The organism is Vibrio superstes, from assembly GCF_003569005.1.
Taxonomy (GTDB): domain Bacteria; phylum Pseudomonadota; class Gammaproteobacteria; order Enterobacterales; family Vibrionaceae; genus Vibrio; species Vibrio superstes.
The window spans coordinates 2,222,204-2,236,637 of the sequence record NZ_BCUR01000004.1 but is presented as its reverse complement, the minus strand read 5'-3'; the positions used below and the strand labels follow the sequence as shown (position 1 = coordinate 2,236,637).

The following is a 14,434-nucleotide window of genomic DNA, read 5'->3' as shown; positions in this document are numbered from 1 at the left end:
GAAACAATAAGTATTAATCTACAGGTTAAGGGAATATATGCATAACGGTGTGATGAAGGCATGGCTCGAGTCTTCACACTTGGCAGGCGCCAATGCAACGTACGTAGAAGAACTCTACGAACTTTATCTAAGTGACCCAGATCTGGTGAGTGAGGAATGGAAACGCGTTTTTGATGAACTGCCGGTGCAGGCATCAGAGCAAGGGGAGCAATCTCATACGCGTGTTCGTGACTACTTTCGCAGACTTGCACAAGAGACTAAGCATTATAATGTCCAAGTAAGTGATCCTGATGTCGATGCAAAACAAGTAAGGGTACTTCAACTTATTAACGCCTATCGATTTAGAGGCCACCAAGCGGCCAATCTGGATCCACTAGGATTATGGGAACGCCCAGTTCAGCCTGAACTAGACCCTGCGTTCCACAGTCTGACCGAAGACGACCTCAACGAAAGTTTTAACGTCGGTTCTTTTGCGGTAGCGCAAGAAACCATGCAGTTAAAAGACCTCTATAAAGCGCTCAACAAAACGTACTGTGGCTCCGTCGGTGCAGAATACATGCACATGACCAACACAGAACAGAAACGTTGGGTTCAGCAACGCCTTGAATCGGTTCAATCTCAGCCAGAATTTTCTCTCGATGAGAAGATCACCTATCTTGACGAACTTACCGCAGCCGAAGGGTTAGAGCGCTACCTTGGCGCTAAATTCCCAGGCGCAAAACGCTTCTCTCTAGAAGGCGGTGACGCACTTATTCCGATGACCAAAGAGCTGATTCGTCATGCTGGTCGCAGCGGTATGCGTGAAGTCGTTGTGGGCATGGCTCACCGTGGTCGTTTGAACATGCTAGTCAACGTTCTGGGTAAAAAACCTCAGGACCTGTTTGATGAGTTTGCGGGTAAGCACGATGAAACCTGGGGTACCGGCGATGTTAAGTATCATCAAGGCTTCTCAGCGGACTTTGCCACTCCAGGCGGCAATGTTCACTTAGCATTGGCATTTAACCCCTCTCACCTAGAGATCGTTAATCCAGTAGTTATTGGTTCAGTACGTGCTCGTCAGGACCGTCTTGGTGACAAGAATGGTTCAAAGGTATTACCAATTACTATCCACGGTGACTCTGCAATCGCAGGTCAAGGTGTGGTGCAAGAGACGTTTAACATGTCTCAAGCGCGTGGTTTCCAAGTGGGCGGTACGGTTAGAATCGTTGTGAACAACCAAATTGGTTTTACCACCTCTAACCCTCGTGATACGCGCTCAACCATGTACTGTACTGATATCGCTAAGATGGTACAGGCCCCTATCTTCCACGTGAATGCTGATGATCCTGAAGCCGTCGCGTTTGTAACGCGTATCGCTCTTGATTACCGCAACACCTTTAAGCGTGATGTGGTCATCGACCTAGTTTGTTACCGTCGTCATGGTCACAACGAAGCCGATGAGCCGAATGCAACACAGCCGTTGATGTACCAAAAAATCAAGAAGCACCCAACGCCACGTAAGCTGTACGCTGATGTCATGATGGAGCGCGAAGAGATTGGTATCGATACTGCGACTCAACTGGTGAATGAATACCGAGATGCCCTCGACCACGGTGAAGTGGTGGTGAAAGAGTGGCGTCCAATGGCATTGCACTCAGTGGATTGGTCTCCTTACCTAGGCCATGAATGGGATATGGAGTGGGACAGCCAATATGAGCTGACTCGTCTTAAAGAACTGGGCAACAAGCTCTGTGATTACCCAGATAGCCACAAGCTGCAAAGCCGCGTAAATAAGCTTTATAACGACCGCAAGTCAATGGTCGAGGGCGAGAAAGCCATCGACTGGGGCATGGCAGAAACACTCGCTTATGCCACCTTAGTGGATGACGGAAAACGCATCCGTATCTCAGGTCAAGACTCAGGCCGTGGAACCTTCTTCCACCGTCATGCGGTATTGCATAACCAAGAAGATGCCAGCACCTTCGTTCCACTTGCGAATATCCATGATAAGCAAGGCCCGTTCCAAGTTTTCGATTCAGTATTGTCTGAAGAAGCGGTATTGGCATTCGAGTATGGCTATACCACGGCAGAGCCAGGTGGCCTGACTATTTGGGAAGCTCAGTTTGGTGATTTTGCCAACGGCGCTCAGGTAGTGATTGACCAGTTCATCTCTTCTGGTGAGCAAAAGTGGAATCGTCTATGTGGTATCACACTATTGCTACCTCATGGTTATGAAGGACAAGGCCCTGAGCACTCATCGGCTCGCCTAGAACGCTACCTACAGTTGTGTGCTGAACAGAACATGCAGGTTGTTGTGCCATCTACCCCTGCGCAGGTGTATCACATGCTGCGTCGTCAGGTAGTGCGCCCAATGCGCCGTCCTCTTATTGTGATGTCACCTAAGTCGCTATTGCGCCACCCGCAGTGTGTGTCGTCTCTAGAAGACCTAGCGGAAGGTACCTTCCAATCGGTGATTCCTGAGGTCGATGAGCTCGATAACGCTAAGGTACGCCGCGTTGTATTCTGTTCGGGTAAGGTCTACTTCGACTTATTAGAAGAGAGACGTAAGCGTGAGCTTGATGATGTAGCGATTGTTCGTATTGAACAGCTATATCCATTCCCGCTAGCGGACCTTCGTGAAGTGATCTCGGTTTACCCTGAAGCGAAAGACTTCGTTTGGTGTCAAGAAGAGCCACAAAACCAAGGCGCTTGGTACTCAAGCCAGCACAACTTTAGAGCGGCAACGCCATTTAACACCACCTTGAGCTACGCAGGCCGCCCAGCCTCTGCATCGCCTGCGGTTGGTTATATGTCAGTGCACTTGAAACAACAGAAGGCGTTAATCAATGACGCTCTTACCATTGACAAAGAACTAGAAGAATAAGGAAGCCCAACAAATGACAATTGAAATTCTGGTTCCTGATTTACCTGAATCAGTTGCAGATGCTACCGTTGCAACTTGGCACAAAAAGCCAGGTGAAAGAGTAGAGCGTGATGACGTATTGGTTGATATCGAGACTGATAAAGTTGTCCTTGAAGTACCCGCTCCTGAAGCAGGCGTTCTTGAAGAGATTTTCGAAGAAGAAGGTGCAACGGTTCTTTCAAAGCAACTTCTTGCAAAGATCAAGCTAGGCGCTGTTGCTGGCGAGCCAACCAAAGACAGCACTGAAGATACAGAGGCCTCTCCTGACAAGCGTCACAAGGCGTCTTTGACAGAAGAGAGCAATGAGGCATTGAGCCCAGCTGTACGTCGTCTTCTAGCTGAACACAACCTTAGCCCATCAGATGTGAAAGGCACAGGTGTTGGTGGCCGTATTACTCGTGAAGACGTCGATGCGCACCTAGCTAACGCGGCTAAAGCTGCCAAAGCTGCACCTGTAGCGACTCCAGCTGCAGAGCCTGAGCTACCAGCCGCCGCTCGCACGCAAAAACGTGTGCCTATGACTCGCTTGCGTAAGACAGTTGCAAACCGTCTACTAGAAGCGAAGAACAGCACCGCAATGCTGACGACGTTCAACGAAGTGAACATGAAGCCAATTATGGATCTTCGTGCGCAGTACAAAGACTCGTTTGAGAAGCGTCATGACACTCGCCTAGGGTTCATGTCTTTCTATGTGAAGGCTGTGACAGAAGCACTGAAACGCTACCCAGAAGTGAATGCGTCTATCGATGGTGACGATATTGTTTATCATAACTACTTCGATATCAGCATGGCGGTATCTACACCGCGTGGCCTAGTGACTCCAGTGCTAAAAGACTGTGACACACTCAGCTTTGCCGAGATTGAAAAGGGCATTAAAGAGCTGGCAATAAAAGGTCGTGACGGCAAGCTAACCGTCGATGAGTTGATTGGCGGTAACTTCACAATCACTAACGGTGGCGTATTCGGCTCTCTGATGTCGACACCTATCATCAACCCACCACAAGCCGCTATCTTGGGTATGCATAAAATCCAAGACCGACCAATGGCTGTCGATGGCAAGGTTGAAATCCTACCAATGATGTATCTGGCTCTGTCTTACGATCACCGTTTGATTGATGGCCGTGAATCAGTAGGCTTCTTGGTAACCATCAAGGAACTACTAGAAGACCCAGCTCGCCTTCTATTGGATGTTTAATTAGAAATTAGGGGTGTCGTTTGGCACCCTTATTAGACCCTCGGGTCAAAGCTCAAGATGTACACCTACACCTGTTAAAGAGCAATCTTTAACCATAGGAAATAATTCTATGCAAAGCGTGCTTTGGAATAGAAATAAGAATGGAAGATACTAATGAATTTGCATGAATATCAAGCTAAACAGCTATTCGCTGAGTTTGGACTGCCAGTACCAGAAGGCTTTGCTTGCGACACGCCACAAGAAGCGTTTGAAGCGGCTGGACGTATTAGCACCGCTAAGAAAGTCGTAAAATGTCAGGTTCACGCTGGTGGCCGTGGTAAAGCGGGTGGCGTGGAACTACACGACACTAAAGATGGCGTGAAAGAGTTTGCCCAAAAGTGGCTAGGCAAAAACCTAGTGACTTATCAAACAGACGCTAACGGCCAACCTGTAACTAAGATTCTGGTTGAAGAGGCTTCGAACATTGCCAACGAATTGTACCTAGGTGCAGTTGTTGACCGTGCTTCACGTCGTATCGTGTTTATGGCCTCAACAGAGGGTGGCGTAGACATCGAGAAGATCGCTGAAGAAACACCAGAGCTGATCCATAAAGCAGCCATCGACCCATTGGTTGGCCCTCAGGCATATCAAGGCCGTGAGTTAGCATTTAAGTTGGGTCTAACTGGCGATCAAATTAAGCAGTTCGTTAAGATCTTCATGGGTCTTGGTGACATGTTTGCTCAATACGATTTAGCATTACTAGAGATCAACCCACTGGTCATTACGGGTGAAGGTAATCTGCTTTGCCTAGATGGTAAGATCAATATCGACTCAAATGCGATGTACCGTCAGCCTAAGCTACGTGAAATGCACGATCCTTCTCAAGAAGATGAGCGCGAGGCTCATGCTGCACAGTGGGAGCTTAACTATGTTGCTCTAGATGGTAGCATTGGTTGTATGGTTAACGGCGCTGGTCTTGCGATGGGTACTATGGACATCGTGAACCTGCACGGTGGCCAACCTGCTAACTTCCTAGACGTAGGCGGCGGCGCGACTAAAGAACGTGTAACTGAAGCGTTTAAGATCATCCTATCTGATAGCAATGTTAAAGCGGTTCTAGTCAACATCTTTGGCGGTATCGTACGTTGTGACCTTATTGCAGACGGCATCATTGGCGCAGTTGAAGAAGTAGGCGTTAAGGTACCAGTAGTTGTTCGACTTGAAGGTAACAACGCACCATTAGGTTCTCAGAAACTGGCTGAAAGTGGTCTAAACATTATTGCTGCAAACTCTCTAACTGAAGCAGCTGAAAAAGTAGTAGCTGCAGCGGAGGGCAAATAATGTCTGTACTAATTAATAAAGAGACTAAAGTGATCTGCCAAGGTTTCACCGGCGGACAAGGTACATTCCACTCTGAGCAAGCGATCGATTACGGTACGCAAATGGTCGGTGGTGTATCTCCGGGCAAAGGTGGTCAAACACACCTTGGCTTGCCTGTATTTAACACGGTACGTGAAGCGGTAGAAACAACGGGTGCAACGGCGTCAGTTATTTATGTACCAGCGCCATTTTGTAAAGACGCAATCCTAGAAGCGATTGACGCTGGGATTAAGCTTATCGTTACTATTACTGAAGGCATTCCTACTCTCGACTTGCTTGATGTAAAAGTGCGTTTAGATGAAGCCGGCGTGGTCATGATCGGTCCTAACTGCCCGGGTGTTATCACTCCTGATGAATGTAAGATTGGCATCATGCCAGGACACATTCATAAGAAGGGTAAAGTAGGTATCGTATCGCGTTCAGGTACGCTGACTTATGAAGCGGTTAAGCAAACCACAGACGAAGGCTTTGGCCAATCAACGTGTGTTGGTATCGGTGGTGACCCAATCCCTGGTTCAAACTTCATCGATATCTTGAAGCTGTTTGAACAAGACCCTGAAACTGAAGCTATCGTGATGATTGGTGAGATCGGTGGTACAGCGGAAGAAGAAGCGGCTGCATTCATTAAAGACAACGTCTCTAAGCCTGTAGTGTCTTACATCGCAGGTGTTACAGCGCCTCCAGGCAAACGCATGGGTCACGCTGGTGCAATCATCTCTGGTGGTAAAGGTACAGCTGAAGACAAATTCCAAGCGCTAGAAGCGGCTGGAGTTAAGACAGTGAAAAGCCTTGCAGACATCGGCAAAGGATTACGTGAGATCACCGGTTGGTAGTCTAGCTTTTCTTTGATACTAATACGTAAAAACCTCTGATTTATCAGAGGTTTTTTTGTTGGTGATTAGCAAGTGTCACTTGTTTTTCGCATTGAAAACTCTGATCGCTGAAAGCTAATAGTCTGACTTTCATACACAAGTATTGATAGTCGATCTAAATGTGATCTAACAAGGTGTACCCCTTATTAGATCAATACTTTGAATAAAAGCACTCGGGCATGACGGAAAACCTAAAGTCTGACTTGTGATCAAGAGAAGGCTAATAGCTGACAGCTTGCTTCACCCCACCTGACGCTTAAACTGTGCCAGCAAAAATAGCACCGTAGCACTTACCACGACCGAAGGGCCTGCTGGGGTATCGTAGAACCAAGACATGCTTAATCCAGTACAGACACAGATCATGCCAATGATAGAAGCCATGATCGCCATCTGCTCAGGACTGCGGCACAAGCGCCTTGCGGTTGCTGCTGGGATAATTAACAGCGAAGAAATTATTAAGGCGCCAACAAACTTCATACCCACAGCAATAACCAAGCCAATCATCAGCATGATCAGTAACCTCATCAGAGAGATATTCACGCCTTCAACGGCAGCCAACTCTTCATTTACGGTACTGGAAAGTAGCGGTCTCCAAAATGCGACCAGCAGCAGCATTACCACTGCTGCGCCCACATAAATAAACATAACGTCGTAGTTATTCACCGACAGAAGATCACCAAAGAGGTAGCCCATTAAGTCGATGCGCACGTTGTCCAAAAAGCTCACCGCAATAAGGCCTAGCGATAACGCACTGTGCGCAAGAATACCCAGCAAGGTATCGGTCGCTACGAGTTGTTGTCTCTGCAATGTCACCAAAATTATGGCTAGCGCCATACAACACACAACAAGCGCTAAATAAAGGTTAATGTCTAACAGAAACCCTAAAGCCAACCCCATCAGTGATGCGTGAGCGAGGGTGTCGCCAAAGTAAGCCATTTTTCGCCAAACCACGAAAGAGCCGAGAGGGCCGGCGATAATAGCGATGCCGAAGCCTGCCAGTAATGAAGGCAATAAAAACTCAATCATGGGTATGTCCGTGTTTGTGGTTCTGACATGAGATAGCGTTTCCAGTCACAGGGTCGCCAGAGAGATCATGATGATGATGGTCGTGATGATGTTGATAAAGCGCGAGACTAGATTCAGGGGTATTGCCGAACATCTGCAAATAACTAGGGTGATTTGAGATGGCTGAAGGCGTGCCTGAACAGCAGATATGGTGCTGTAAGCAAATCACATTGTCGGTTTTGGCCATCACTAAATGCAAGTCATGAGAGATCATAAACACCGCACAGTTAAACCTATGACGAATGGTATCGATGAGGTTATAAAGGTCAACCTGACCCTGAACATCCACTCCTTGAGCCGGCTCATCAAGCACCAGTAATTGAGGTCTGATCAAAAGGGCACGGGACAGCAGCACTCGCTGAGTTTCTCCTCCAGATAGCTTATGGACATCAGCCTTAATAAGGTGGCTTGCACCTACAAGTGACAGCGCATCTTGACGTTCTTGTTGGCTGTATTTCCCAGCTAAACGCAGAAAGCGATCAACAGTAAGAGGCAGGGTCTCATTGAGTTTAAGCTTTTGCGGAACATAGCCAATGCGCAGTTTACCGTGCTTAATGACCTTGCCAGAGTCTGTTTTCTGAAGCCCCAGTATCACCTTAACTAGGGTAGATTTACCCGCGCCATTTGGCCCAACTAAGGTAGTAATTTCAGACTCATTAATGGAAAGGTTGATCTTGTCCAATACCTTTCGTTGTTCAAATTGAACAGTCACGTCTTCTAGGGTGACGAGTTGCGTCATAGCATTAGGCCTGTGTATGGATTGGGTAGCAAACTGAGGTTTTCTACCCTTGTTCATCCAAAGAGTAAAGTAAAATAATAGTGTGCAAACATACTTATCGTTTGCTTATTGCGAATGATATAAAGTAACATTTGCGCAGAAATTTGGCTATTGCAATGGAACCGCATTGATGAAACGTTTATTTTTATGTCTGCTCTCACTGAGCTTTGTTACTAGTGCCCAAGCTATTGAGGTGCTTAATAGTATTAAACCGATACACCTTATTACCCAAGAAATTACGAAAGACGTCTCTTCATCGTCAGCATTACTCGGCACCAATATGTCTCCGCATGATTACTCATTGCGCCCATCTGATGTGAAAAAGGTTCAGAATGCCGATCTTGTAATTTGGTTTGGACATGATCTCGAAAGCTTCATGTCCTCTATTGTTGAAGGTCAAGATAATGTATTAACCATCAGCGAGCTTCCAGACTTGGATTTGCGTCATTTTGAGGAAGGTCACCATGATCATGATGGCCATAATCATGGCAATACTGATCCGCATTTTTGGTTGGGTCCAAAGCAAGTGGGCACGGTCGCAAAAGCGATTGCCAATAAAATGATAGAATTAGACCCTGAAAATGCTGTTCATTACAAAGATAATCTTGAAGAATTCATGAGCAATTTGCAGCTGACAACTAGTGAAATTAATGAGCGTCTTGACCCTATACGTGGTCATGGGTACTTTGTTTTTCATGATGCTTATGGTTATTTTGAAAACTTCTTCGACTTGAATAATCTAGGGCACTTTACGGTAAGCCCAGAAAGAAAACCGGGTGCGAGAACCCTAATTCAGATAAAAACACGGTTAGCGGAAGGGGACGTATATTGTGTGTTCAGTGAGCCTCAATATACTCCTGCGGTGATTGAAACGGTCACGCGAGGCAGTAATGTGAATACTGGTGAGTTAGACCCTTTAGCAACAGACATTGACGATAAACCGGGTGCTTATTTTGCGTTCTTGAGGCAGTTATCGGGTAAATTTGAGACGTGCTTGAAATAAGTAACATTTAAACTTTCACAAGGCGCTCTTTTTCAAAGGGCGCTTTTTTTTGATTTAGAACAGGTGACTTTGTAACAAGTTGTGTTAAAGTCTACGCAAATGATAACGATTGGCATTTAGATTATGAAGCTCGCTGAACTAACAATAGGACAAGAAGCCACTATTTCTTCTCTGCAACAATTAGATGGCTCTACTCGTAAAAAACTGATGGTAATGGGGATTCTTCCTAATACGCCAGTCACTTTAGTGCGTAAAGCGCCAATGGGCGACCCACTACAAGTGAGAGTTCGAGACGTTAGCGTTGCAATTCGTAAATCTACAGCAGAACAAATTTCAGTAGAGGTTGCATAGTGGACTATTCAATTCTGACCGTTGGTAATCCTAACAGCGGTAAAACCACACTTTTTAACGCCTTCACCGGTGCAAACCAAAAAGTCGGTAACTGGGCTGGTGTGACCGTTGAGAAAAAGACAGGTCTTTATTCTCTAGCTGGCGAAGAGTTTAGCCTGACAGACCTTCCTGGTATCTATGCTCTGGACAGTGGTAATGACAACAACAGCTTGGATGAGACCATTGCCTCTCGCGCTGTGTTATCCACGCCTGCTGACATTATCATCAATGTTATTGATGCCACTTGTTTAGAGCGCAGCCTATACGTAACGCTGCAGCTGCGTGAGTTGGGTCGTCCGATGATCGTTATCCTAAACAAGATGGATGCGCTGGCTCGCATGGGTCAGAAGGTGAATATCAAAGGCTTATCTAAAGCGCTTGGCTGTCCGGTTATGGCGGTAACAGCGACTCGTAACAACGAGGTAAATAAGCTAAAAGCCGACCTGCACAAGATGTTAGCAACAGGCATTGAGGTTGAACCTCTGGCACTGGACTACGGCACTCAATTTGAAGAAGTGGTGTCAGATATTCAAGATCAGTTTGAAAACGACATGGTGAGTAATCGTGCTCTGGCCATTCGTGCGCTAGAGAACGATCAGCTTGTCATGCACACAGTGCCTGCAGAAGTAAAAGACGCGACCGCTCAAGCACGTCACTCTCTTGATATGGATATAGAGCTGCACATTGCAGATGTGAAGTTCACTTTCTTACATGAGTTGTCTAAATCCTTCAGAACGACAGAAGGAAAAATCACCCGTCGCCTAAGCGAGAAGATTGATGCCGTTGTGCTGAATAAATGGATTGGTGTACCGCTGTTTTTTGGCGTGATGTACCTGATGTTTATGTTTGCTATCAACATCGGTGGCGCCTTCATCGATTTCTTTGATATTGCCTTTGGTGCGGTATTAGTCGATGGTACTCATGCGCTTCTAGATCCAGTTCTGCCTGCATGGATGGTGACTTTGCTTGCCGATGGTGTCGGTGGCGGTATCCAAACCGTAGCAACCTTTATCCCTGTTATTGCCGGTCTTTACCTATTCCTTACCCTACTGGAAGGTTCTGGCTACATGTCTCGTGCGGCATTCGTACTGGATAAAGTAATGCAGAAAGTAGGCCTGCCGGGCAAAGCCTTTGTTCCACTGGTATTAGGTTTTGGCTGTAACGTACCTGCTATCATGGCAAGCCGTACACTTGACCAAGAGCGTGAGCGCCGTTTAGCTGCATCTATGGCTCCGTTTATGTCTTGTGGTGCTCGACTGCCAGTTTACGCGTTGTTTGCAGCGGCTTTCTTCCCAAGTGCGGGTCAAAACGTGGTATTTGCGCTGTATGTGATTGGTATTCTAGCAGCGGTATTCACAGGGTTTATTCTGAAGAACACTATCTACCCTGGTAGCAACGACAGCTTCGTTATGGAAATGACAGATTACGAAATCCCTCGTCTGCGTAACGTAATGATCAAGACATGGCAAAAACTGAAGCGCTTTGTATTTGGCGCAGGTAAAACCATCGTTGTGGTTGTGACTATTCTTAGCTTCTTAAACTCTATCGGTACTGATGGCAGCTTTGGTAATGAAGACAGCGAGCATTCGGTTCTATCGAAGGCTGCGCAAGTCATCACTCCAGTGTTTGAACCTATGGGCATCGAGCAAGATAACTGGCCAGCAACGGTAGGTATCGTCACAGGTATTTTTGCAAAAGAAGCCGTGGTAGGGACATTGAACAACCTATACGCCTCTCCTTCTGATGAAGAAGCCGAATTTGACTTAATGGCGAGCCTAGAAGAGGCAGTAATGTCGATTCCTGAAAACCTAAGCGGTCTGAGTTTTAGTGACCCGCTAGGTATCGAAGTAGGCGACCTGACAGATACTCAAGCCGTGGCGGATGACCAAGAAGTCGATCAGTCTGTGTTTGCGAACCTACAGGGTAAGTTTGCTAACGGCCATGCAGCCTTTGCTTACCTACTGTTTATCCTATTGTACACACCGTGCGTAGCAGCGATGGGTGCATACGTTCGTGAGTTTGGTGCTCAGTATGCACGCTTTATAGCAGTGTGGACTATGGGGCTGGGTTACTTTGGCGCTGTGCTTTACAACCAAGTAATGAACTTCTCAGCTCACCCGGCTAAGAGCGCTATTTGGATATTGGCTGTAATGATAGTGTCGGTGGCAACCTACCTAGGTTTGAAGCACCAAGGCAACAAACAGCAGTTCCAAGAACAAGAATCTGCGGCGTAGGTCGATTATGATACTGCAACAACTCAAGTCTTATCTCGAACAGCACGGCACCACTGAGAGAGCCGTGCTAGCCAATCACTTTGGTTTATCTGAAGACGGTGTAGACGCAATGCTTCAAGTGTGGGTGAACAAAGGTAAGGTCACCCGCATGTTTGACACCATCAAGGGTCAAGAAAAGGGCGTGCGCTATACCATCAATCAAGGTATAAGCTTAAACGTTCAGATGTAAACGTCTTTACAAGCTAAGTTTCCAATCAGCTAGGTTTAAACTGCTCGCAGTTGCCTAGCTTTTTTTTGATCTGCTCTAGCAGTTGCTGTTGTTCCAGATCGCTTCTGAATTCACCTTTAGTATTTCCCCATACTGGTCCTGGCCATGCATCGTCGGTCTTAAAGCGCGCAATATGATGAATATGCAGCTGCGGTACCATATTGCCCAGAGCGCCAAGATTCATCTTATCGGGAGAAAATAACCCTTCTAGTGCCTGCATCACCGTTTGTGATTCCACTAAAAACTGCTGTTGATCTTGCATCGGTAGATGGTGAAGTTCTTTAAGCTCATGCTTCTTGGGCACCAAAATCACCCAAGGCACGCAGTTATCCTTATGCAACAGCGCTAAGCTCAGCGGAAACTCACCAATCACACTGGTATCTTTTGCTAACTGCGGATGAAGTTGAAATTCCATCGATAATCCCTTATTTGTTATTGTGCGGTGACAGGCTCTGCTGGTAGTGATTGTTTAGGCTCGCGGCTCATCATCAATGCGCCGCCGACTAGCAATACTGCACCCGAAATCTGTTGTGGAGTTAAAGTAGCATCAAACGCCACCCAGTTGATGGCAACAGCGGAAACAGGAAAGAACAATTCTGCAATTGTGCCGTATCGCGCAGGTATTCTTTCAAGCCCTTTGTAATAGATGAACATTCCCAATAAACCCGACAACAACACCATATAAAACAGGCTATCAAAACTGCCCTCAGATAGGGTGAAATGTTCACCATAGAAAAGCATCGCAATGGTCAGTGTAACGAGAGCAAGGCTAAAGCGACCCGACATGATTTGCATGGTGTTGTAACCTATCATCGTCAGCTTGCGGCCATACACAGTGGAAGCTCCCCAGGCGACAACGGCGAGCAATGCTGCGCCATAGCCAAGCAAGATAGCAATTAATTTCGGGTCATAGTGCCAAACCGAGCCTTCTGACCATAGTTCAATTATATCCGGCGCAATCATCACGATACTGCCAACAAGGCTAACACTCGCCCACAGTACAAAATGTTTCTGGAGTTTTTCTTTGAGCAAGATTACCGATAGCGAAATAGCCACGATAGGCTGAAGCTTCTGCAGCAGGATCACTATAGTCGGATTCATCAGGGTAAAAGCTTTGGTGAAGGCGAGGGTGCCAATGGCTGAGCCAAGTACGCCAATTAAGATAAAGGGCAGTAGTGAGCCCTTGATGTAGGCAAAGCGCCATCTCGGTACTGCAATTTGCAATAGGGCAATCATCACCACCAACACTATGTGTTCAAAGAACACGATCTGTAAGGTGCTGTTTGTCTCTAAAAGAGGGTAACGAAATAGGGTATCAGCAGCCCATAAACCAGCCGCGATCATTACAAAAACTATACCTGCCACGAGGATCTCCAAATTCATACCAGTAGCGACGCGCTATCGGGTTAGATTTCTAAAAACGTGAACAGAGCTAAGAGGCAAGGCAATATGATGCGCCAAACCGCCCAAGACGGATCTTGAGTGCAGTTTTGCGAAAAACGCAATCAACACCAATAACGAGAGCTCGCTTGGTGGTCATACGCTATCAATTGTGTCACTTCTTTCATCCGGACTGTAACCGTCGGCTCTGGATTCACACCAGATCTGCTGTCCCTTCACTTGGTGAAGGCGCTCGTGGGCTCAAGCTAGGCTTTTACCACCGGTGGGGAATTCCGCCCCGCCCTGAAGTCCATTTAAGGTAGCAAACTTTAGAGGCAGAGAAAATGGGTTTTTATGGTGGGAAGCCTTTAGCCTGACTTTTATACGCAAGCAACATCAGACGAGTCATTGGCAAAGTCTGTTATTGGCAATTTCAGGCCTGTGCGCTCACAGATCCTCGATAGGAGCGCTCTAGGATGACTGGGGCGGCCTTTGTACATGCGACTAGCCTAGGAAAATGCGTCATTGCCGAGGTCTCTAATTGGCAATCTTAGGATTGTGCGTTCACAGATCCTCGATAGGAGCGCTCGAGGATGACTGCGGTTGCTTGTGTACACGCGACTAGCCTAGGAAAGTGCGTCATTGCCGAGGTCTCTAATCGGCAATCTTAGGATTGTGCGTTCACAGATCCTCGATAGGAGCACTCGAGGATGACTGGGGTTGCTTGTGTACACGCGACTTGCTTAAGAAAACGCGTCATTGCCGAGGTCTGTTATCGGCAATCTTTGGCTTGTGCGTTTATAGATCCTCGATAGGAGCACTCGAGGATGACTGGGGTTGCCCTTTGTGCATTTTACTAGCCTAGTAAAAACGTCATTGCCGAGGTCTCTCATCGGCAATCTCAGGACTGTGCGTTTATAGATCCTCGATAGGAGCGCTCGAGGATGACTGGATTGACCTTTGTGCACGCTGTTAGCCTAGAATAAAA

12 protein-coding genes and 1 riboswitch are annotated in these 14,434 nt (G+C 46.9%); of the genes, 8 read left to right on the top strand and 4 right to left on the bottom strand.

Annotated features, from left to right (window positions below; translation table 11 throughout):
• Nucleotides 1-37 precede the first annotated feature (37 nt).
• The 4 genes from sucA to sucD all read left to right on the top strand — a co-directional run bounded on the left by sucA (nucleotide 38) and on the right by sucD (nucleotide 6,289).
• Entirely contained in the window at nucleotides 38-2,863 is a 2,826-nt protein-coding gene (gene sucA / locus D5I41_RS18140; RefSeq protein ID WP_119011009.1) for a 2-oxoglutarate dehydrogenase E1 component, read from the top strand.
• 13 nt (nucleotides 2,864-2,876) lie between these two features.
• A complete protein-coding gene (gene odhB, locus D5I41_RS18135; protein ID WP_119011008.1) occupies nucleotides 2,877-4,097 on the top strand; it encodes a 2-oxoglutarate dehydrogenase complex dihydrolipoyllysine-residue succinyltransferase in 1,221 nt (406 codons plus the stop codon).
• Between the two features lie 153 nt (nucleotides 4,098-4,250).
• Entirely contained in the window at nucleotides 4,251-5,417 is a 1,167-nt protein-coding gene (gene sucC / locus D5I41_RS18130; protein ID WP_119011007.1) for an ADP-forming succinate--CoA ligase subunit beta, read from the top strand.
• Nucleotides 5,417-6,289, top strand: coding sequence for a succinate--CoA ligase subunit alpha (gene sucD / locus D5I41_RS18125; protein ID WP_119011006.1), 873 nt, complete (start codon nucleotides 5,417-5,419; stop codon nucleotides 6,287-6,289). Before sucC ends, sucD begins: the two co-directional genes overlap by 1 nt.
• 279 nt (nucleotides 6,290-6,568) lie before the next feature.
• Here the strand turns inward: sucD and znuB are convergent, their stop codons facing one another.
• Together znuB and znuC are read right to left on the bottom strand one after the other, a co-directional pair.
• On the bottom strand, nucleotides 6,569-7,354 hold the full coding sequence (gene znuB / locus D5I41_RS18120; RefSeq protein ID WP_119011005.1) for a zinc ABC transporter permease subunit ZnuB: 786 nt from the start codon (nucleotides 7,352-7,354) through the stop codon (nucleotides 6,569-6,571).
• The gene (gene znuC, locus D5I41_RS18115) at nucleotides 7,347-8,132 is read right to left on the bottom strand and encodes a zinc ABC transporter ATP-binding protein ZnuC (RefSeq protein WP_162892861.1); all 786 of its coding nucleotides are present in this window, start codon (nucleotides 8,130-8,132) and stop codon (nucleotides 7,347-7,349) included. The genes znuB and znuC overlap by 8 nt, the downstream gene beginning before the upstream one ends.
• A 169-nt stretch (nucleotides 8,133-8,301) precedes the next feature.
• On the opposite strand from znuC, the gene znuA reads away from it, so the two are divergent.
• The 4 genes from znuA to D5I41_RS18095 all read left to right on the top strand — a co-directional run bounded on the left by znuA (nucleotide 8,302) and on the right by D5I41_RS18095 (nucleotide 12,027).
• Nucleotides 8,302-9,174: a zinc ABC transporter substrate-binding protein ZnuA gene (znuA, locus tag D5I41_RS18110; protein WP_119011003.1), complete on the top strand. Its 873-nt coding sequence runs from the start codon at nucleotides 8,302-8,304 to the stop codon at nucleotides 9,172-9,174.
• Nucleotides 9,175-9,297: 123 nt separating this feature from the next.
• Entirely contained in the window at nucleotides 9,298-9,525 is a 228-nt protein-coding gene (locus D5I41_RS18105) for a FeoA family protein (protein ID WP_017029614.1), read from the top strand.
• The gene (gene feoB, locus D5I41_RS18100) at nucleotides 9,525-11,798 is read left to right on the top strand and encodes a Fe(2+) transporter permease subunit FeoB (protein WP_119011002.1); all 2,274 of its coding nucleotides are present in this window, start codon (nucleotides 9,525-9,527) and stop codon (nucleotides 11,796-11,798) included. Before D5I41_RS18105 ends, feoB begins: the two co-directional genes overlap by 1 nt.
• Before the next feature lie 7 nt (nucleotides 11,799-11,805).
• Complete coding sequence (locus D5I41_RS18095) at nucleotides 11,806-12,027, top strand: FeoC-like transcriptional regulator (protein WP_017029612.1); 222 nt, start codon at nucleotides 11,806-11,808, stop codon at nucleotides 12,025-12,027.
• Between the two features lie 25 nt (nucleotides 12,028-12,052).
• Here the strand turns inward: D5I41_RS18095 and D5I41_RS18090 are convergent, their stop codons facing one another.
• Nucleotides 12,053-12,481, bottom strand: coding sequence for an HIT domain-containing protein (locus D5I41_RS18090; protein ID WP_119011001.1), 429 nt, complete (start codon nucleotides 12,479-12,481; stop codon nucleotides 12,053-12,055).
• A gap of 17 nt (nucleotides 12,482-12,498) precedes the next feature.
• Nucleotides 12,499-13,431 carry a DMT family transporter gene (locus tag D5I41_RS18085; protein ID WP_119011000.1) on the bottom strand — a complete coding sequence of 311 codons (933 nt, stop codon included), beginning with the start codon at nucleotides 13,429-13,431 and terminating at the stop codon, nucleotides 12,499-12,501.
• A gap of 187 nt (nucleotides 13,432-13,618) precedes the next feature.
• A riboswitch (FMN riboswitch) is annotated at nucleotides 13,619-13,761 on the bottom strand.
• Nucleotides 13,762-14,434 lie beyond the last annotated feature (673 nt).